Annotated in this window: 15 protein-coding genes and 2 tRNA genes; 8 read left to right on the top strand and 9 right to left on the bottom strand. The window is 41.1% G+C overall.

Annotated features, from left to right (window positions below; translation table 11 throughout):
- Window positions 1–58: 58 nt before the first annotated feature.
- Complete coding sequence (locus HUN22_RS03740; protein WP_174726563.1) at window positions 59–1,357, bottom strand: ABC1 kinase family protein; 1,299 nt, start codon at window positions 1,355–1,357, stop codon at window positions 59–61.
- Between the two features lie 256 nt (window positions 1,358–1,613).
- On the opposite strand from HUN22_RS03740, the gene HUN22_RS03735 reads away from it, so the two are divergent.
- On the top strand, window positions 1,614–2,861 hold the full coding sequence (locus HUN22_RS03735; protein WP_174726562.1) for an SfnB family sulfur acquisition oxidoreductase: 1,248 nt from the start codon (window positions 1,614–1,616) through the stop codon (window positions 2,859–2,861).
- Between the two features lie 31 nt (window positions 2,862–2,892).
- Entirely contained in the window at window positions 2,893–4,143 is a 1,251-nt protein-coding gene (locus HUN22_RS03730) for an acyl-CoA dehydrogenase family protein (protein ID WP_174726561.1), read from the top strand.
- Window positions 4,144–4,177: 34 nt separating this feature from the next.
- On the opposite strand, the gene abeM is transcribed toward HUN22_RS03730, so the two are convergent.
- Together abeM and HUN22_RS03720 are read right to left on the bottom strand one after the other, a co-directional pair.
- Window positions 4,178–5,524, bottom strand: coding sequence for a multidrug efflux MATE transporter AbeM (gene abeM, locus HUN22_RS03725; protein ID WP_174726560.1), 1,347 nt, complete (start codon window positions 5,522–5,524; stop codon window positions 4,178–4,180).
- A gap of 33 nt (window positions 5,525–5,557) precedes the next feature.
- The gene (locus tag HUN22_RS03720) at window positions 5,558–6,019 is read right to left on the bottom strand and encodes a DMT family transporter (RefSeq protein ID WP_174726559.1); all 462 of its coding nucleotides are present in this window, start codon (window positions 6,017–6,019) and stop codon (window positions 5,558–5,560) included.
- Between the two features lie 116 nt (window positions 6,020–6,135).
- On the opposite strand from HUN22_RS03720, the gene hemW reads away from it, so the two are divergent.
- The gene (hemW, locus tag HUN22_RS03715; RefSeq protein WP_174726558.1) at window positions 6,136–7,290 is read left to right on the top strand and encodes a radical SAM family heme chaperone HemW; all 1,155 of its coding nucleotides are present in this window, start codon (window positions 6,136–6,138) and stop codon (window positions 7,288–7,290) included.
- Window positions 7,291–7,336: 46 nt separating this feature from the next.
- Here hemW and HUN22_RS03710 read toward each other — a convergent pair whose 3' ends face one another.
- The gene (locus tag HUN22_RS03710) at window positions 7,337–8,092 is read right to left on the bottom strand and encodes an SDR family oxidoreductase (RefSeq protein WP_174726557.1); all 756 of its coding nucleotides are present in this window, start codon (window positions 8,090–8,092) and stop codon (window positions 7,337–7,339) included.
- A gap of 112 nt (window positions 8,093–8,204) precedes the next feature.
- Between HUN22_RS03710 and HUN22_RS03705 the strand changes: the two genes are divergently transcribed.
- The gene (locus tag HUN22_RS03705; protein WP_174726556.1) at window positions 8,205–9,101 is read left to right on the top strand and encodes a LysR family transcriptional regulator; all 897 of its coding nucleotides are present in this window, start codon (window positions 8,205–8,207) and stop codon (window positions 9,099–9,101) included.
- Window positions 9,102–9,163: 62 nt separating this feature from the next.
- Here HUN22_RS03705 and HUN22_RS03700 read toward each other — a convergent pair.
- The 4 genes from HUN22_RS03700 to HUN22_RS03685 form a co-directional block, all read right to left on the bottom strand.
- Window positions 9,164–9,239 (bottom strand) — tRNA-Lys (locus HUN22_RS03700).
- Between the two features lie 22 nt (window positions 9,240–9,261).
- A tRNA-Lys gene (locus HUN22_RS03695) sits at window positions 9,262–9,337 on the bottom strand.
- A 232-nt stretch (window positions 9,338–9,569) separates the two neighbouring features.
- Complete coding sequence (locus HUN22_RS03690) at window positions 9,570–11,411, bottom strand: long-chain-acyl-CoA synthetase (RefSeq protein WP_174726555.1); 1,842 nt, start codon at window positions 11,409–11,411, stop codon at window positions 9,570–9,572.
- Window positions 11,412–11,602: 191 nt separating this feature from the next.
- A complete protein-coding gene (locus HUN22_RS03685) occupies window positions 11,603–14,920 on the bottom strand; it encodes an Rne/Rng family ribonuclease (RefSeq protein ID WP_174726554.1) in 3,318 nt (1,105 codons plus the stop codon).
- Window positions 14,921–15,641: 721 nt separating this feature from the next.
- Here HUN22_RS03685 and HUN22_RS03680 point away from each other — a divergent pair.
- The 4 genes from HUN22_RS03680 (at window position 15,642) to HUN22_RS03665 (ending at window position 18,669) form a co-directional block, all read left to right on the top strand.
- Entirely contained in the window at window positions 15,642–16,574 is a 933-nt protein-coding gene (locus HUN22_RS03680) for an RluA family pseudouridine synthase (RefSeq protein WP_174726553.1), read from the top strand.
- Window positions 16,571–17,245 carry an HAD-IA family hydrolase gene (locus tag HUN22_RS03675; RefSeq protein WP_174726552.1) on the top strand — a complete coding sequence of 225 codons (675 nt, stop codon included), beginning with the start codon at window positions 16,571–16,573 and terminating at the stop codon, window positions 17,243–17,245. The genes HUN22_RS03680 and HUN22_RS03675 overlap by 4 nt, the downstream gene beginning before the upstream one ends.
- A 73-nt stretch (window positions 17,246–17,318) precedes the next feature.
- Entirely contained in the window at window positions 17,319–18,014 is a 696-nt protein-coding gene (locus HUN22_RS03670; RefSeq protein WP_174726551.1) for a helix-turn-helix transcriptional regulator, read from the top strand.
- Between the two features lie 49 nt (window positions 18,015–18,063).
- Entirely contained in the window at window positions 18,064–18,669 is a 606-nt protein-coding gene (locus HUN22_RS03665; protein WP_174726550.1) for a glutathione S-transferase family protein, read from the top strand.
- 57 nt (window positions 18,670–18,726) lie between these two features.
- On the opposite strand, the gene HUN22_RS03660 is transcribed toward HUN22_RS03665, so the two are convergent.
- Window positions 18,727–19,404: a DUF1345 domain-containing protein gene (locus HUN22_RS03660; RefSeq protein ID WP_174726549.1), complete on the bottom strand. Its 678-nt coding sequence runs from the start codon at window positions 19,402–19,404 to the stop codon at window positions 18,727–18,729.
- Between the last annotated feature and the right edge of the window lie 33 nt (window positions 19,405–19,437).

Here is a 19,437-nt window from a genome sequence, read left to right as displayed (position 1 = left end):
ACGTAACAATTAAAAAGTCAATGTAACCCTAAAAGGCTACATTGATCAGTAAATTAAGTTAGTTGGAAGGAGGAACAAGCTCTTCAAATAAATCGTTTAGATTGTCATATACTTTTAAGTGAATCAGATTCCAGTAATGTCCTGAAATGGTTCTGTTAACCATTAACGTATCTGGTGAGGGTTTAAAGACATCCCAGTACTTCAAAGATTTTTTCACAAGCAACATGCCATCATGATGTGATGAGTTCTCGGCAAAATCGTAAGTGGTGGTAAGCGGACGCAATAACACTTCAATCCAGAGTTTATAAAGATCACTCGGGAATTTGCCTTTTTCGGAAATTGAATGGAGCTCAAGTAACTCAGTTTCAATCAAATCGATATTTTCATGGCGAGCTGCATTTACTAAACGTTTAAAGTGATGCACGATTTCATTTGAAAGCGTTTTAACACTGCCATAGTCATAAATAATGACACTGCCGTCTTGGCGGAAGGCAAAGTTACCTGGGTGAGGGTCACAGTGGAAACGTTTTAAAAAGAACATTTCTTGACCCAAAGCACGAATCAAACGACGTCCAATTGTGTTTCGAATTTCGATAGGCCACGCACTGGCAGTTTCAATGCTGTTACCTTGTTCGAGACTCAGGGTTAAAATACGTCTTGAAGAGTAATCTTTATAAACAGTCGGGATGATAATTTTGTCATCTAACTTGCTATGAAAAGTTTTAAAAACTTCAAGGTTTTGAGCCTCGATTTCATAGTTAAGTTCTGCCGAAAGGCTATCTTGAATCTCTGCAAAAAGCTGATCTTGTAACTTTTTATCAATTTTAAGCACACCCATTAAACGAAGTGCCAAACGTACTTGTTTTAAGTCACTTTCACAGGCTTCATCAACACCCGGATATTGCACTTTAACAACAACTTGTTCGCCACTTGGCAGGACAGCTTTGTGAACTTGTCCAATTGAAGCAGCTGCAAAAGGTTCTTGATCAAAAGATTTAAAAGCAACATTCAGCGGCTTTCCAAGCTCACGTTCAACTTGTTGTTGAATAGCGGCAAAGGGCATAGGTGGAGCTTGGCGCTGTAACTTAGAAATTGCTTTAGCGACCTCGGGTGGAAAAATATCCTTATATTGTGATGCAATTTGGCCGACCTTCATGACGGCGCCTTTCATCTCGCCTAAGGTGCCGGCAATTTGCAAACCAATATCCTGAAATAACTTGGTTTTTGAAGCCAGCTTTTGTTCTTCATCTGCGGTCAAGTTTCGAATCGAGTTAGAAACGGTTTTCGTTGCAATGCTCGCGGTCATTCCTGCAAGTTTCATAAATCGTTTGCCGGGTGAACTTGCATTCTTTGCCATATCTTCGATACCTCATTGACTACAACATAATATTGCCTAGTTTTGATCATAGGTGACAAAGCTTAAAAAGCCTATATGAAATTGTTTATCTCATGTAAGAAAATTTTCGAAAAACAAAATGTTATTTTTATAGTAAAAAATATGAAAAGCTTGTGAAAATTCATTTCATAAACAAAGCTTTAATATCTATAAAGTGTCTGTTTTTTTGGTGCTAATGTGAATGGCAGGTTAAATAAAAATAGAGATAACAAAAGTTATGACAAGTTTAAGTTCAGCCCATGGGCGGTCTCAGGCGATTCCTTTATCTGTGTTTGAGCAGTCAAAAGATGCGCATATTATTCGTTCTGATGAAGAGGCAATTGAGCGTGCCAAACAACTTGCTCAAGAATTTGCACAAGAAGCATCTGATCGAGACAAGGAGCGCCGTTTACCCCTAAATGAAATTCAACAGTTCTCACAAAGCGGCTTATGGGCCATTACGGTTCCTAAGCAATTTGGTGGTGCACAAGTTAAATATCGAACCTTGGCTGAGGTCATCAAAACAATTGCGAGTGTTGATCCATCTCTTGCACAGCTTCCTCAAAATCACTTGGCTTTTATTGAACATTTACGTCTTGATGCAGGCCCAGAACAACAACAGTTCTTCTTTAATTTGGTGTTAAGGGGGATTCGTTTTGGCAATGCATTTTCGGAAAAACACAGTAAAACAGTCGCTGACCTCACTACCACATTAAGAAAGACCGAGCACGGTTATGAAATTAATGGTAAGAAGTTTTTTGCAACGGGTGCGTTGCTTGCACATTGGGTTCCCATTGTCGCTGTGAATGAACAAGGGCAGCCTTATGCGGCGCTAGTTCCTCGGGAAACTTCAGGGGTGAATATTATTAATGACTGGTCCGGTTTTGGGCAAAGGACCACAGCCAGTGGTACGGTAGAGTTAAATCAAGTTCCAGTACGTGAAGAATACTTAGTTCCGATTTATCAGGCTTTCGAGCGACCAACACCAGCGGGAGCAATTTCACAGTTTATTCAAGCTGCTGTCGATGCAGGTATTGCACGTGGTGCAATTGAAGAAACAATTCACTATGTCAAAAATCATAGCCGCGCATGGGTCGATTCAGGTCTGGAAAAAGCCAGTGATGATCCATATACGATTGCGAACATTGGTGATTTAAAAATAAAACTGCGTGCAGCAGAAGCCGTATTGGATTTGGCAGGAGATGCGATTGATCAGGCAATTGCCGACACGACTGAAGAACATGTAAACCAAGCCACCTTACTGGTTGCCGAAGCAAAAGTACTCACCACAGAAGTTGCAATTTTAGCTGCCAATAAGCTTTTTGAATTGTCGGGAACAAGATCGACCTTGTCTGAGCTTAATTTGGACCGCCATTGGCGTAATGCTCGCACTCACACCTTGCATGATCCAGTGCGTTGGAAATATCACATTGTCGGTAATTATTACCTCAATGGCATCCATCCACCGCGTCATGCATGGAGCTAAAGTGAAGAAAAATAAGATTAGGAGAATAAAGATGACAATTACCCAAATTGAATTAGAAGAGCTATCGGTAGGCGCCGATTATGAAAAGGTAGCAAGTAGATTTCGTCCAGTTTTTGAAAAAATTGGCCAAGGTGCAATTCAACGGGAAAAAGAACGAATCTTGCCTTTTGAGCCGATTCAGTGGTTAAAAGAACTTAAATTAGGTGCGGTACGTGTTCCGGTTAAATATGGTGGAGACGGGGTGTCATTGCCGCAACTTTTCCAGCTTCTAGCAGAACTGGCGCAGGCAGATTCGAATATTGTGCAAGCATTGCGTGGACACTTCGCTTTTGTTGAAGACCGTTTAGTTGCGCATAAAGAGCATTCGCAGGAGGTTTGGTTTCAGCGTTTTGTACAAGGTGATTTAGTCGGAAACGCATGGACCGAAGTTGGAAATGTACAGATTGGTGATGTCGTTACACGAGTAACCAATGATGCTTCGGGCAACTTAGTGGTAAATGGTGAAAAGTATTATTCAACAGGAAGTATCTTTGCTGACTGGATCGATTTATTTGCTTACGATGAAGTGAATGACCGCCATGTAATTGCTGCTATTTATCGTCATGAATCGGGTGTGAGTGTAATTGATGATTGGGATGGGTTTGGTCAAAAGACAACGGGCAGTGGTACTTTAAAAGTGCATCAGGTGCATTTGCCAGCCTCGCACCTTATTCCATTTGACCAGCGTTTTAAATATCAGACTGCTTTTTATCAAGTCGTCCACCTTGCAACTTTAACTGGGATTGCGCAGGCAGCTGTAGAAACTTTTAGCCAAGAAATACGTGAGCGAAAGCGTATTTTTAGTCATGGTAATGGCGACCTTGTTCGTCACGACCCACAGGTTTTACAGGTGGTGGGTAAAGCCTCTGCTCAAGCTTATGCAAGTCTAGCAATTACGGTTAAAACAGCAGAAGCATTACAAAAGGCTTATGAAAGTCACTTTCGTGAGTTAGAGGTGAAAGAACATCAGTTTAATGTAGATGCTGAGCTTGAGTCGGCGCAAGGGCAGGTAGTGATTTCTAATTTGGTATTGGATTTAACTAGCCAGTTATTTAACGCTTTAGGTGCATCGGCAAGTAGTCAGGTTAAACAACTCGACCGTTTCTGGCGTAATGCTCGGACTGTGTCTTCACATAATCCGCTTATTTATAAAGAAAAAGTGATTGGAGATTGGGAAGTAAACCGTACCGATTTACCATTTGTGTGGCAAATTGGAGCAAGCCCGCGAGCAAAGTCTGCATAAAATAAAAAAAGCCGATGTTCCATCGGCTTTTTTATTAGGTTTGACTTAATCGTTTGGTATTTAAATAAAGCCGTGAAAGCAACAAAACACATGCAATGCTTAAACCAATAATTAAACCTAGCCATACACCTGCTACACCCCAATGGGTATAACGTGCTAAATAAAGTCCGATAGGGAACGCAATCACCCAATACGCCATAAGTGTAATCCACATCGGTGCTTGAGTATCTTGCATACCTCTTAAACAGCCTGCGGCACTCACTTGCAATGCATCCATCAACTGATAAGCCATGGCAAACCAGAGTAAATACATGGCAACAGGGACAACGTCTATATCTTGAGTATAAACCGAGACAATTTGTTCACGACCTAAGACAATAAAAGACATGGTCAATAAGGCAAAAAATATTGCTGTGCTCAAACCAATTTTTTGTACTTGGTACATGGAAGCCCAGTTCTTTTCACCATAATAGGTTCCCACACGAATGGTTAAGGCAATCGCAAGTGAAAGCGGAATCATAAACAGCACTGAGGTAACTGAAATGGCAACTTGATGCGCTGCAATAAACACTTCACCCAATGGACTCAGCACCAACGCGCCTGTACTAAAAATACTCACTTCAAAGAACACGGCTAAACCGATTGGCAAGCCAAGCTGTAAAATTCTTTTTACCCAAGTCAGGTTAATTTTATCAAATCGGCCAAAAATAGACGTTTTCCGGTAAGCCGAAGCTTTATAAATATAGCCTGCTAATGTAATCAACATGAGCCATTGTAAAATGGAGGTTGCAAAACCACAGCCTGCACTACCTAATGCAGGTATTGGTCCTAAGCCATGCATAAAGATCATGTTAAGAGGAATCAATACAACTAAAGCTAATAGGCTAATAGCTGTTACAGGACGTGGATGGCCTAAAGCCTCAGAATAACCACGTAGAGCGGCATACATTGTCACAGCAGGCATGCCTAAACCAATCGCATGTAAGAATAAACTTGCTTTAGGACGTAAGCTCTCTGGTACGCCGAACACATGCAAGAAAAACGGCATGAGCTGCAAAATGAGCATAGCCATTACGCCTAAAATGATGGCAACCCACAAAGACTGACGAACAATAACAGGGATCTGCTCTGTATTTCTTGCCCCCTTTGCTTCAGCGACCAAGGGTGTAGTTGCAATCATAATGCCACTGAACAGGAGCATGACTGGAATCCATAAACCGACCCCTACAGCAATTGCTGCTAAATCGGTTGCAGATAAATGCCCAGCCATAATAGTGTCAATTAACCCAAATCCCGCTTGAGCAAACTGGGTAATTAAAATCGGTAGCATTAAGTGGAAGAGTTGTTTTAATTCAGACCGAAAAGATGTGACATTCGACACAAAAGGTACTCTTTTTAAATTATAAAAATGAAGCTAACGTTGCAAGGTGAGTATCACACCGACAAAGATGATGACTCCACCAATAAACCGTTGCCATGTAACAGGTGTTTTTTCTGTACCTAACCAGCCAAAATGATCAAGTAACATAGAAATAACGATTTGTCCAAAAACGACTAGTCCTGTAAAGGTTAAAAAACCAAGCTTAGGTGCAGTATAAATGCTCATGCTGATTGCATAAACCCCAAGGAATCCTCCTGTCCAAAGAAGCCATGGAATATTGGATATTTCACTTAAAGAAGGCTTCTCGGCACTTTGAAAGAAAACCATAACGGCTAAAACAATAGTACCTATGAAAAATGATAATAAAGCTGCCTGCAAGGGTGAGTGTAGTTGCTCGCGCAGTTGAGCATTAATTGCAGTTTGAAAAGCCATGGCAACACCGATTCCCATAGCTAGAGGTAAGATCAGGAAAAGTTGGCTAGAGAATTTCATCATTTTTATCAATATTTAAGTATGTTTAAAAACAGTCTAAAGCAATTAAGGTATGTTTTCATAAGCCCATTGATGCAGTCATGTTAAAATAGAAATATTGTGTAAATTGGACCTGCTCCTTGGCCGTATTAAACCCTGCTTCTATTCCTCTATCTTTATATATTCATATGCCTTGGTGCGTGCGTAAATGTCCATATTGCGACTTTAACTCGCACGCTGTACCAGATGGAGCACTTTCGTCAGAGCTTGAGCAAACCTATTTAAAAGCATTGGTGGCCGACTTTGAAACTCAAGTCGATATGGCACAGGGACGTTCAATTCATAGTGTCTTTATTGGTGGTGGAACGCCTTCACTCATTTCTGCAAAAGGGTATGCATGGCTCTTTGATCAGCTTAAGTCATTGCTCAAATTTGAAGATGGTTGTGAAATCACACTAGAGGCAAACCCTGGAACACTAGAACATGACCCGTTTGCAGGCTATTTAGAAGCAGGTATTAATCGTTTGTCGATTGGTGTGCAGACTTTTAATACAGAGCACTTGCAAAAGCTTGGACGTATTCATTCAGCAAACAATGCTATGGATGCAATAGAACAAGCAAGACAAGCAGGCTTTAAGCGAGTGAATGTAGATTTGATGCATGGCTTGCCTGAGCAAACGCTAGAGCAAGCGCTTTATGATTTAAAGGTTGCTGTAGAGCATGGTGCGACCCATATCAGTTGGTATCAACTTACTATCGAGCCGAACACGGTGTTCTTCCGTACTCAACCTGTTTTGCCTCAAGACGAAGTGCTAGAAGACATTCAAGAGCAGGGTGAGGCTTATCTAAAAGCCAATGGTTTTATAAACTATGAAGTATCGGCTTGGCGTAAAGAGCAGCCTTCAGCCCATAATTTAAATTATTGGGAATTTGGTGATTATCTTGCGATTGGTGCAGGGGCACATGGCAAAGTCACACAACCAGATGGTGTGTACCGTTTCCAAAAGACTCGTTTGCCAAAAGACTATTTGGCTAAGGTTCCAGCCGAACATTTACAAATGAAAAAGATTGAGGCAGAAGAGTTACCTTTTGAATTTATGATGAATGCTTTACGTCTAAATGATGGTGTAAAAACTAAGCTATATGAGCAACGTACAGGCTTAAGATTAGATCACTTAAATGAAGTACTTACTTCACTAAGAGCTAGAAAGCTATTGGTAGAGGATAGCAGTCGATTGGCTTGTACAGAGCAGGGGCATATCTTCTTAAACTCGGTACTAGAAGAGTTTTTATAATAAAGCAAACTAAAAAGCCGCACGATGAGATGCGGCTTTTTTGACTTTAGCGGGTGGTGTAGCCGCCATTTGCAAAAATCGTCTGACCGGTAATCCACCAACCTTCGGTTACTAAAAAGCGAACTAGAGGTTCAATATCTTCAATTTTAGTGAGTCCGCCTAAGGCTGAAGCTGATTTGTGGTAAGCCACAGCTTCGGCAGATTCTTGCCCATAAAAGAATGGTGTATCCATTGGACCAGGTGCAACAGCAGTCACTGAAATCTGGCGATTACCAAATTCTTTGGATGCAGCACGGGTGTAATGCTCAACAGGTGCTTTTAAACCTTCATAGGTTGAATAGAGTCCAGTATAGGCTGCAAGAAGAGAAGTCACGATTGAACAAATCTTGCCGCCGTCATTTAAATGACGACCCGCCGATTGAATAAAGAAATAGGCAATTTTTGAGTTGATATCGCTCATGCTATCAAACTCTTGTTCTGTAGTTTCCAAAAATGGTTTTTTTAGAACCTTTCCAACTGTATTGATCGCAATATCTATTCCACCAAAATGTTGCTTAGTGTCTAAGAAGAGTTTTTCGATATTATCAATATCCGTTAAGTCTGCTTGAATTAAAACGGCATCTACACCGAATGCTCTTACATCTGCGAGCGTCTGTTCAGCATCTGCTAGAGTTTCAGCGCTATTGTAGTGAATCGCGATTTTTGCGCCTTGTTCTGCAAATTTACGGCTAATCAGTCCACCTAAGTTTTTTGCGCCGCCTGTAATCAGTACAACTTTATCTTTTAAGGTATGAGTTGCCATGATGATTGTTCCTATGATGACTTGTTTTAATGTGTTTTTAGTCTAGATTGGCGGTAATTTTTGATCAATTATGCTAGTTTGGTTTAACTATTCAGAAAATACGAACAATTAAATGGATCGGTTGCAGCAATTTTTTATTTTTACAGAAGTCGCTAAACGACAAAGCTTTAGTGAAGTGGCAAATCAGCTTGATTTACCTCGTTCGACAGTGACGAGCGCAATTCAACAATTGGAAACTCACTATGGGGTACGCTTATTTCATCGAACTACGCGTAAAGTCAGCCTTACCCAAGATGGACAACGAATATTACCTGAATGCCAAAATCTATTATTTGATTATGAACAGCTGGAACAGCTGATACAGGCACAAAAGCAGCATTATCGTGGCACGCTAAAAATTTCAATGCCCAGCCGAATCGTACACCAAGTAATTATTCCTGAACTTCCCGATTTTTATAGACGCTATCCAGACATTCATTTACAACTTCATAGCTCTGACGATATTACTGATTTAATCGAGAAAGGAATTGATTGTGTTGTTCGGGTGGGGCTGTTAGAGAATAGTAGTTTGATCGCGAAGTTCGTTGGTAACTTAATTATGGTGAATTGTGCAAGTCCCTATTATTTAGAACAATATGGTATTCCTGAAAAATTAGAAGATTTATCTCAACACAAACTCATTAACTATGCGGGAGCCGTAGGAGAAAAACAGGGCGTATTTTTATATCAAGATGGAACTGTGATGATGGATAGTGCTTTAAGCGTAAATAATACGGAAGCCTATATTGCAGCGGCTAGTGCAGGTTTGGGAATTATCCAACTTCCATACTACGATGTTCAGGATAGAATAGAGCAGGGAACTTTAGTTGAAGTATTAAGCACTTATACGTCTCCATCTCTTCCACTTAATATTTTATATCCGAATCGAAGTTATATTCCTAAGCGTTTGGAAATCTTTATGGAATGGGTGAAGGATATTTTATATAAGAAGTGCATCGTCATCTTTTAGTCACAAAACTAAAATACATTAACAATAAAAAAGCCTCTCGAACTGAGAGGCTTTTTAGAATTTGGTGGGTCGTCCGCGACTCGAACGCGGGACCAACGGATTAAAAGTCCGCTGCTCTACCAACTGAGCTAACGACCCAAATAGGTTCAAAACAGATAAGTGGTGGGTCGTCCGCGACTCGAACGCGGGACCAACGGATTAAAAGTCCGCTGCTCTACCAACTGAGCTAACGACCCTGAGCGAGGATTAAGTAAAACAACGTTTTACCCGAGTGCAAGAGAAAATCTATGATTTTCTTAAGCAATCAAACTCGTATTGACTCAGAGAGAAGTAATACTTCTAAACACTGTATCGTTTTGATGTCGCGTATTTTAGCAAGTTATTCAACTAACACAAGAGGAAATTGAAAAACATTTGCATGATTGCCTATAAAAAGCACGATTTCCTCTTGTTTAGCTAAAAAATGAACTAAAAACGGTATTTATATGCCTGAATATTGTCAAAAATTTCAGTTGTGATGTCACAGTAACTGCTTTCACCAGGCAATAATGCGAGTAAACGTTCAGAAGTTTTGCTTGGATTAAACGCATCTTCCTTCAATTTATTCTTTTGGTATTTAAAAGTACCTGTTGTTTCAACTTTAGCTTGTATACGTAAAAACACTGGTACTGCATAAGCAGGTAAGCATTTTTTAAATACAGTCACCATTTCTGTTAAATCACTGTCATTTAACTCGGCACCATCAGCAAGTGTGATTGCTGCCATACCTGCACGCCCGTTGGTATTTGGAATTTCTACACCATAAACCACAGCTTCAGCGATCTTGTCATATTCACACACCATGTTTTCAACTTCGGTGGTAGAAACGTTTTCACCTTTCCAGCGGAAAGTATCACCTAAGCGGTCAACAAACTGGGCATGACGGAAACCAATATTACGAACAAGATCACCTGTATTGAAATATGAGTCACCTTTTTTAAAGACATCTTGCATAATCACAGATTTATTCTTTTCTGGGTCGGTATAACCGTCAAATGGGGAGCGACTGGTAATTTTGCCTACCAATAAACCGACTTCACCTGCTTTAACTTTTTTACACCAGCCATTTTTATCGCGTATCGGTTCGTTTTTCTCTTTATCAAATTCAATAATTGCGTATGGCGTAGGGGAGAAGCCTACTGTGTTGTCAAAGTTAAAAATATTACTAAACCCGACATTGCCTTCACTTGAGGCATAAAGCTCAAGAACTTCTTGTACACCAAAACGTTGTTTGAATTTATCCCAGATGTTTGGACGCATGCCGTTACCAATCATTTTGGTTACACGGTGAGCACGGTCAAGCTCTGTAGCTGGAGCATCCATCAAGTAACGGCAAAGCTCACCTACATAGCCGATTGCAGACGCATTAAACTTCTGTACATCTTTCCAGAATGCACTGGTCGAATATTTACGTCGAATGGCAAGGGTAGAGCTTCCTGCAATCACACCACACCAGCAAACAACCACACCTGTTGCATGGTACAGAGGCAAAGTGACATACATCACATCATCTGGGCCAAGGTTTAAGATATGGCCGTAAGTGCCGTAGGCAAGTGTCCAGCGGCTATGTTTAAAAATAACTGCTTTTGGTAAGCCCGTTGTACCCGAGGTATAAATATAAAACAGACCATCATTACCATGAACGGAATGTGTGGTCGATGGATTAAATTTCGGGAATTGATCAATTTCTATTGTAAGATTGGCATAACCTTGAGGTGCTGTTCCTGCATCTTGACGAGTAGCCTGATCTGCAAACCAGTGGAAACGGTCTTTAGGAACGTTTAAGTCTTGACGAATTTCATCAATTGCAGCACGGACTTCTTCACCCGCAATAACTGCAATTGGTTTTACAAGATTGATGCTATGAGCGAGGACTTTACCGACTTGAGATGTATTCACAAGTGCAATAGTTACCCCAATTTTAGCTAAACCTACAATAGTGGCAATAAGCTCAGAACGGTTCTCAACCATTACGGCAATCACATCACCTTTACGTGCACCGAGAGATAAATAATAGTGAGAAATCTGGTTAGCCCATTCATTTAAAGCTTCGTATGAGTAACTTTGATCTTCAAATAATAAAGCAGTACCTTTCGGATTTCGCTTAACAGCTTTCTCAAAAGCTACACCTAATCCTGTTGGTGTATTTGCTGTTCTTAAATAAGCCTGTTTAAGACCATTCAGGATATGGGGTACTTTGGGAATAAAGCTAGGAAGTCTTGTAACAACATCCCCAAGCGTAATGATATCGGTCTGTGTTGTCTGGCTCATATCAATCCTATTTATTTTTCGATCAATCCAAAAAAGGTTGTGTTGGCAAAAGTACAGTATTTTTCATGGTTCACCATGCTTTTAAAACTTTTCTTCTAGTGCAATCAACCTAATTGGTTAAAAATAACAAAAAAAACCTAGTCATCGAAATGACTAGGTTTGTTTAAATTAGCTGCAATTGAGCAAATGATTTACTCAGCTACAGGATTTGCTTTCTTCGGTGGACGGCCGCGAGGGCGACGAGGACGACTTGGTTTGTCCTTATCAGCTTTAGAATCTTCTGATTCACTCTCGGCAGCAGCTTCAGTTGGTTCTACAGCTTGTTCTGTAGCTACTTTGGCTTTTGTAGCTTTTGGCTGTTTCGCAACTGGAGCTTCTTCAACTGCAGTTTCAGCTGGTGTTTCTTCTACACTAGCTGCTACTTCAGTTTCCTGATCAAGCTCAAGTGGTTGTTGCTTAGATTCAACAGGTGCTTGTGTTTCAGCAGTAGGAACAACAACGGTTTCTTCCACATTCTCAGCTACAGGGGCAGCTTCTTCTGGTGCAGAATGTTGTTGTTTAACTTGCTCAAAAGCCTGTTCAGCAGCAAGTTTAGCTAAACGACGGCGTTCACGCGGATCATTAGCAACACGCGGTGTTGCCTCTTTTGGTGGCGTCAACGGAAGTACAGGTGCAGGTTCTGCTTCTTGTGAAGGCTTGTTGCTTGGAAGCTCAGCATCACGAGTAACAGGCTTTTTGTCTTCAGCTTCAACTGCGACTTCAGTCACTAGAGTACTTGCGTATTGCTCTGCAAATTTCTGCAATGCACGATTGAATGTTGGAACTAAACCAAACTGTTCAATCAGTACTGTGCAGTCTTCACCGTAAACATGACGGATCAAGCTACCAATCGTATATTGCGCCAACGTTGGAATTTGCGATGGGGCAATTGATGGTGTAACAGCTTTAGCTCGTTTTGCGTTGCGTTGTTCACGGCGACGCATACGAGGATCATTACTCGCACGTTGAACTTGCGGTTGAGTTTTCTCAGCCTTTGGTTGAGGAACTTCCTCTTCAGCAGTTACGGTCTCTTCCACAGCAACAACAGGTGCTGGTTCTTGAGCCGCTTCAACAACAGATGCTTTTTCAGTACGTTCAACAGGTTGCTCAGGCGTTAAAGCAATAATTTCGCTTTGTGCTTGATCAACATTGATGACTAAGGCTGTATTCATGACTTCATGCTGTGGAGCATCAATCAAATCAACCTTAATTTGTTTTTCATCAACAACTGCTGGTGCCGGCGCATTTTGATTTTCATTTAATACGCTTGGATCGCGGTGACGATTCGGGCGGTTTGGACGTTGTTGATTATTACGGTCACGACGCGGTACAGCATGTTCAGCTTGTTGCCCATCATTTTGATGTTGGGCATGTGGCTGATCTTGTTGCTGACGTTTTTGTTGACGTTTTAATTCACGTTGCTCTTGGCGTGATAACTGTACAACCTCTTCATGAACCTGCTGTTGTTGTGGCTCTTGATTATGGTGATGTTGATGTTGTTCACGTTGCTCTTTGTGCTTACGTTTTTTGTTGTTTGGACGTTGCTGTTGTACTTTATCGTCTTTTTCAACATTCTCACGTGCTTCCTGCTTAACAGGAGATTGAGAAATGTAAGCATTGTTAGATGGAGCCGAAGTAATCTCAGCAACTGCTGGTGCTACAACTTGTCCAAACTGCCCACGGCTAACAGCACCTGTATTCACCATTTGTTCAATCGCGGCAGCAGCATTTTGTGCTGAGCGAGATTGATCAACTGTTTGAGCTTGTTTTTGAACAAAAAGGTTTTCTAACCATGCACAAGGACTAGCAGCTTTTTGGGCACTTGCCTGAGCAACAGGTTGAGCCGCTTGATTTGCTTTCTTTTGGTTAGCTGCGTTATTGGCAGCAGGAGCTGCATGAGCATGGACATGATCAGCTTCTTCTAAATGCCATTCAGAAGATTCATAACCTAACTCTTTTTCACTTGAACGAGTTGCTTCTGTACGTTCGTAGCTAGATGGTGCAAATCCATCTGGATTGTACTGAATCTCGTAGTGAGGTGTTTCTAAGTGCGGGTGAGGTAAAACAGTCACACGAACACTAGAAGTCTGCTCTAAATACACAAGACTATGACGTTTTTCATTGAGCAAAAACGCTGCAATTTCAACAGGTACTTCTACTTGTACTTCACCATGACGTTCACGAAGCGCGATCTCTTCTACTTTACGCATAATCGAAAGTGAAAGTGAGCGTAAGTCACGCACCATGCCTGTACCATGACAGCGAGGGCATACATAACCTGTTGCTTCTTCAAGAGATGGGCGTAAGCGTTGACGGCTCATTTCCATTAAGCCAAAACGAGAGAGTTGGCCAAACTGAATACGTGCGCGATCGCTTTGTGTTGCTTCACGAAGTTTTGCTTCAACCATGCGTTGGTTGCGCTCTTTAGTCATATCGATGAAGTCGATTACAACTAAACCACCAATGTCACGAAGACGAAGTTGGCGAGCAATTTCTTCTGCTGCTTCTAAGTTAGTATTCAGCGCAGTTTCTTCAACGTCATGTCCACGAGTTGATTTCGCAGAGTTAATATCGATTGAAACTAAAGCTTCAGTCTGGTCAATCACGATTGAACCGCCAGAAGGAAGTTTTACTTCACGCTCATAAGCAGTCTGAATCTGGCTTTCAATACCAAAATGAGCAAACAATGGCTCGTTTAAAGTATAAGTTTTGAGTTTGTCCAATTGACGAGGCATCACTGCTTTAACAAAGTTATAAGCTTCGTTATAAGCCTGTTCGCTATCAATTAAAATTTCTGCAACATCATCACGTAAATAATCGCGAATCGCACGAGTAACAACACCAGCTTCTTGATGAACCAGCATTGGAGATGGACCAGAGCTCGCTGTACCTTGGATTTGAGCCCAAAGGTCAAGCAAATGCTGTAAGTCTAACTGTAGTTCTTCTTGGGTACGGCCAATACCAGCGGTACGTACAATAACGCTCATACCACGCGGTAAATTTAAAGAAGCTAGAATTTCTTTTAATTCTTCACGTACAGAACCTGAAATTTGACGACTAATACCGCCGCCTTTCGGGTTGTTCGGCATAAGAACCAAATAGCGTCCTGCAAGTGAAATAAAGGTAGAAAGGGCAGCGCCTTTATTGCCACGTTCTTCTTTTTCGACTTGAACAAGTAATTCAGTACCTTCAGTGATAAGTTCACGAATGTTTGAAGTTTGTCGTGGGTCTGCTTGGAAATAACTGTTAGCAATTTCGCGCATAGATAAGAAGCCTTGACGGCCTGCGCCGTATTCAACAAAAACAGCTTCTAAAGATGGTTCTACGCGGGTTACATGGCCTTTATAGATATTGGATTTTTTCTGTTCTCGGGTACGATTCTCTAAATCAAAATCGTAAAGACGATTACCAGTGATAAGTGCAACGCGGACTTCTTCTGCGTGAGTTGCATTAATCAACATACGTTTCATGGGTGTGACACCTAATAGTGACCCACACAAACATATCGCACAAACTTAAAGGTTCTGAACGAACATCGAACATGACGGATCATTTCCCAGATCTCAAAATATTTGTGGTCTGAGTCATCTGTTACCGGCTACATTTAGCCTTAGCTTCGATTCTCGTCTGTGATGTAGGCAATACTGCTTCAACCTTTAAATCAGACTTCCTTAGTGCTTCACTGGCGGGTGAGCGGTGCATTGGTTAATGACTTTCACTGTCATTGGGCGCGAAGTGACTTCTTTTTGGAAGTTTGATACGGAATGCTCATCGTATCGGTGCTTTCGGCAGTTCCAATGCATCAACGCTTTAGCCTGAAGGCAACATTAAGGAGCGATTTGTCTGATGTGTATCAGTTTACGTTCCATAACCAACTAGAGTTGGTAACATATTTTTTTGAACAAACTGAATTAAACGCAACAGTTTGTCATTTTGCCGATATAATAAGCCTTCGGCGTCGGCATAATTCTTTAGGACCAATCCGAGCTGGTGATGAAAGCATCATTTTGATTGAGGTTTCAATCAGGGAAATTCCCTATTAGATGTTCACTTACGGCGGTATCCGTGCGCTGACTATATCAAACCTTGCAGCATCTGCCTATGGGCTAAGCTTAGATTTCTTGTGAAAAAACTAAGCTAATCGGTCATTTATTAATCAAATTTAGCAAAATTTCAGGTTTAAATATTAGTATGAATTCTACACAGCAATGGCAAAGTGTCACTTGGTTTGAGGTGGATGAACATCAAGCAGGACAGCGAATTGATAATTTCCTGTTTTCGCGTTTAAAGGGTGTACCTAAGAGTCGTATTTATCGTTTGATTCGTGAAGGTCAGGTTCGAGTAAATAAAAAACGTATTAAAGCTGAGACCAAATTAGAGATTAGAGATCAGATTCGTGTAGCACCTATTCGCTATGAACAAAAAGATGAAACAGCCGCTCCTGTGAGTGACAGTGTAGCACAAAGCCTACTCAGCCGTGTGGTCTATGAAGATGAAGGGCTGATAGTCATAAATAAACCATCAGGTATTGCCGTACATGGTGGTAGCGGTGTGGCGTATGGTTTGATTGAGGCTTTACGTGCAGCGACAGGTAAGAAATACTTAGAACTGATTCACCGCATTGACCGTGACACTTCTGGTCTGGTCATGATTAGCAAGAAACGTAGTACTTTAAAGCTGCTACAAGATATGTTGCGTGAGCACAAAATTCGTAAGACTTATGCGGCAATTGTAAAAGGTCAGGTGAGTCTCGATAAACAACTTATTGATGCTCCTTTATTTCGTTACGAGTTAGCCAATGGCGAGCGTCGTGTACGTGTGTCTAAAGAAGGTAAACCGAGTAAAACGGAATGGGTGGTTGCTGAGCGCTTTAAAAATGCTACTTTGGTCCATGCCTCACCTTTGTCAGGCCGTACTCATCAGATCCGTGTACATGGTTTAAGTATTGGACATCCGTTGGTAGGTGATGATAAATATGGACACACCACTGAGTACGCAGGTCCGCAGGCACGACGTTTATGTTTACACGCGATGCGTTTAGATATTCCGGGTTATCCACCCATTGAAGCGCCGTTACCAGAAGATATGACCCAGTTATTAAAGGCTTTGAGAGTAGCAAAATGAGTCTGAAAACCGAATTAGTTATTTTTGACTGGGATGGAACTTTATATAACTCTGTTGGCCAGATTGTTGCCAGCTTACAACATGCAGCAGAGCAACATGAACTGCTTCTAAGCGATGAAGCCGCAAAAAGTATTATCGGTTTAGGCTTGCCTGAGGTGATGCAGACCTTATTTCCAGAAGCGCCAGAATTGCATGACTCGATCTTAAAGGCATATGGTGATCACTATATCGCGAACTCGACTAGTGATGCATGGTTTGACGGTATTGCTGAGCTATTACATGACTTAAAAGCCCAAGGTTTAAAACTTGCAGTCGCGACGGGTAAAAACCGTCGTGGGTTAGACCGTGTAATCGCAAAAACACAAAGTACTCATCTTTTTGATGTAACTCGGGCAGCCAACGAAACACGTTCAAAACCAGACCCATTGATGTTACAAGAGATTTTGACTGTAACGGGAGTGAGTGTTGAGCAAGCGGTCATGATTGGTGACAGCAGCTATGATCTTGAGATGGCACAGCGTTTGGGGATGCCGCGTATCGGAGTAGGTTACGGCGTACATTCGGTTGAAGTTCTGCAAAAGTTCCAACCTTTAACCATTGCTAAGGATGTACCAGAGCTTCACAGCTTTTTGAGAGGGTATGCTCAGTTACCTACAGTAGATGTCGCTTAATTTAAAATAATTCAAAGAGGGAATACGTTCCCTCTTTATCCAAGTTAAATAACAAAACAATAAGAAGAGAAAAATGAGCCGTTCAATTCGCCTATTAAATCTTTTACAGCAGCTCCGTGAAGCCCGTTACCCAATCACAGCGCAAGTCTTGGCTGAGCGCCTAGAAATTAGCGTTCGAAGTGTCTATCGAGATATCGATAGCTTACGTGAGCAAGGCGTAAAAATTGAGGCGGCGGCAGGCCTTGGGTTTCAGCTCAAAGAAGATATTGTATTGCCGCCAGTAACATTTAATGAAGATGAGGCGGAGGCTTTGTTTTTAGCTTTAGAATGGTTGAAAGATGTTCCTGATCAGGCAATGAAATCGGCAGCCGTTTCAATCTATTCTAAACTTTATGCGGTTTTACCTGAGCACCGGAAATATTTGATCGATGACATGACGCTAGGTGTTACACATTACTGGCATCCAGTTGATGTGACTCTGGTGGAGCAAGTGCGTATAGCCATTCGTAATCAAGTAAAAATAAAAGTAGATTATTGCGATGAACAAAAACGGTTAAGTGAACGTTCACTTTGGCCTTTTGCTTTAGGGTATTTACATGACAAAGTTGTACTTGCTGCTTGGTGTGAGTTACGGCAGGCATTTCGCCATTTTCGGATAGATCGTATTCATGACTTGCAAATAAGTGAGGAAATATATCCTGAATTTAAAAAACATCTGTTTCAAAGATGGTGGAAACAAGAAATGCAAAGGACTACTGACAAAAATTGACAAAGACCCCTTGTAAACTAGGGACTACGATAAACAAGGAGCAATAAGAATGGGCCTTAAACTTTATACTAACAAAGAATCGCGTGGTGTAGTTGTCGACTGGCTTTTAGTCGAGTTGGGTGTTGAGTGTGAACGAATTGAAGTTGCATATAAGACTGAAATGAAATCACCTGAATATCTAAAACTTAATCCTTTTGGAAAAGTGCCGGTATTGGTAGATGGTGATGTCGTGATTTATGAGTTGGGCGCAATCTGTGCATATCTAGCGGACAAGTTTAGTGACAAAGGTCTAGCACCAGCCTTGAATGATCCAAAGCGTGGTTTGTACTATCGTTGGTTGTTTATGATGGCAGGTCCTTGGGAAGCTGCTGGTGTTGATAAAGCTTTAGGAATAGAAGTATCACCTGAGCAAAAGATGTTTGTTGGCTATGGCGATTACAATGATGCTTATCAAGCTTTAGTTCAAGGACTGAGTGAAGCGAACCCGTATGTATGTGGTGAGCAATTTACCGCAGCCGATGTAAGTGTTGGAGCAATGCTTATATGGCAATTAAAAATGAAAACCATTGAATCACACCCAGCTATTACCCGTTACGTTGACGTGATTAAACAGCGGGAAGGCTTAAAACAAAGCACTATGGGTCAATTTTTGTAAACGTATATTCTTAAAAGTCACCTAAATGGGTGGCTTTTTTGTTTTTAAATAAACGTTTTAATTGGTAAGAAACCCTGCAGCAACGTTAATACAGATTGCTAAAATGGTAGTATTAAACCCAAAAGACAATACTGCGTGCAATAAGTTTAAAAGCCGCATATGTTTGGTGGTAATTGATACGTCAGCAGTTTGAGCAGAAGTCCCAATAATATAACTAAAATATAGGAAATCAGGATAAGTTGGCTGTTTTGTGCCAGGGAAATCTAACCCTCCATTTTCTTCATTCCTAGACAAAGCCATATAAAAATCATGGGCATAATGAAGAGCAAAAACGGTATGCATAAAAAGCCATGCAGAAACAATGGTAAGTAAAGCTAAAGCCACATGGCCTAACTTTGCAGAACCGTCAGAAGGGAGCTGCGACAGTTGAATTAGAATAGCAACCAAACACATGATTAATGCCAATAAAACAATTAGCATAATGACCCATTTGCTCTCATCTTGTTTTTTAGCTTGCTGTTGCATTTGTGAATGGTCGGCACTTTTCATAAGTTGCCAAACATGGAGTAAATATATGCTAACGGACGCATTCCAGCTGACTAATAAAATAGTTGACCACTTCCATGACGTTAACCATGTCAAAATACCAGCTGTGATCACTCCCATGAATAAAGCAATAAAGAAATGTGGGCGGTTTAGTACACTACGTCCTAGGTGTTGAAATATGCTAACCATTTTCTTAATCTCCTTTTACTACATGGTAAATAT

The sequence above is a fragment of the Acinetobacter lactucae genome (genome assembly GCF_013344765.1).
Classification (GTDB): domain Bacteria; phylum Pseudomonadota; class Gammaproteobacteria; order Pseudomonadales; family Moraxellaceae; genus Acinetobacter; species Acinetobacter lactucae_A.
Note: the sequence above shows the minus strand (reverse complement) of the source record. Positions and strands in the feature narration are given on the sequence as shown.

Coding starts and splice junctions, on each gene's coding strand:
- HUN22_RS03660 (WP_174726549.1), bottom strand. CDS start 19,404: ATGGTTAGCATATTTCAACACCTAGGACGTAGTGTACTAAACCGCCCA.
- HUN22_RS03710 (WP_174726557.1), bottom strand. CDS start 8,092: ATGGCAACTCATACCTTAAAAGATAAAGTTGTACTGATTACAGGCGGC.
- HUN22_RS03740 (WP_174726563.1), bottom strand. CDS start 1,357: ATGGCAAAGAATGCAAGTTCACCCGGCAAACGATTTATGAAACTTGCA.
- HUN22_RS03685 (WP_174726554.1), bottom strand. CDS start 14,920: ATGAAACGTATGTTGATTAATGCAACTCACGCAGAAGAAGTCCGCGTT.
- HUN22_RS03690 (WP_174726555.1), bottom strand. CDS start 11,411: ATGAGCCAGACAACACAGACCGATATCATTACGCTTGGGGATGTTGTT.
- HUN22_RS03665 (WP_174726550.1), top strand. CDS start 18,064: ATGGGCCTTAAACTTTATACTAACAAAGAATCGCGTGGTGTAGTTGTC.
- HUN22_RS03730 (WP_174726561.1), top strand. CDS start 2,893: ATGACAATTACCCAAATTGAATTAGAAGAGCTATCGGTAGGCGCCGAT.
- HUN22_RS03735 (WP_174726562.1), top strand. CDS start 1,614: ATGACAAGTTTAAGTTCAGCCCATGGGCGGTCTCAGGCGATTCCTTTA.
- HUN22_RS03680 (WP_174726553.1), top strand. CDS start 15,642: ATGAATTCTACACAGCAATGGCAAAGTGTCACTTGGTTTGAGGTGGAT.
- HUN22_RS03675 (WP_174726552.1), top strand. CDS start 16,571: ATGAGTCTGAAAACCGAATTAGTTATTTTTGACTGGGATGGAACTTTA.
- HUN22_RS03670 (WP_174726551.1), top strand. CDS start 17,319: ATGAGCCGTTCAATTCGCCTATTAAATCTTTTACAGCAGCTCCGTGAA.
- HUN22_RS03720 (WP_174726559.1), bottom strand. CDS start 6,019: ATGATGAAATTCTCTAGCCAACTTTTCCTGATCTTACCTCTAGCTATG.
- HUN22_RS03705 (WP_174726556.1), top strand. CDS start 8,205: ATGGATCGGTTGCAGCAATTTTTTATTTTTACAGAAGTCGCTAAACGA.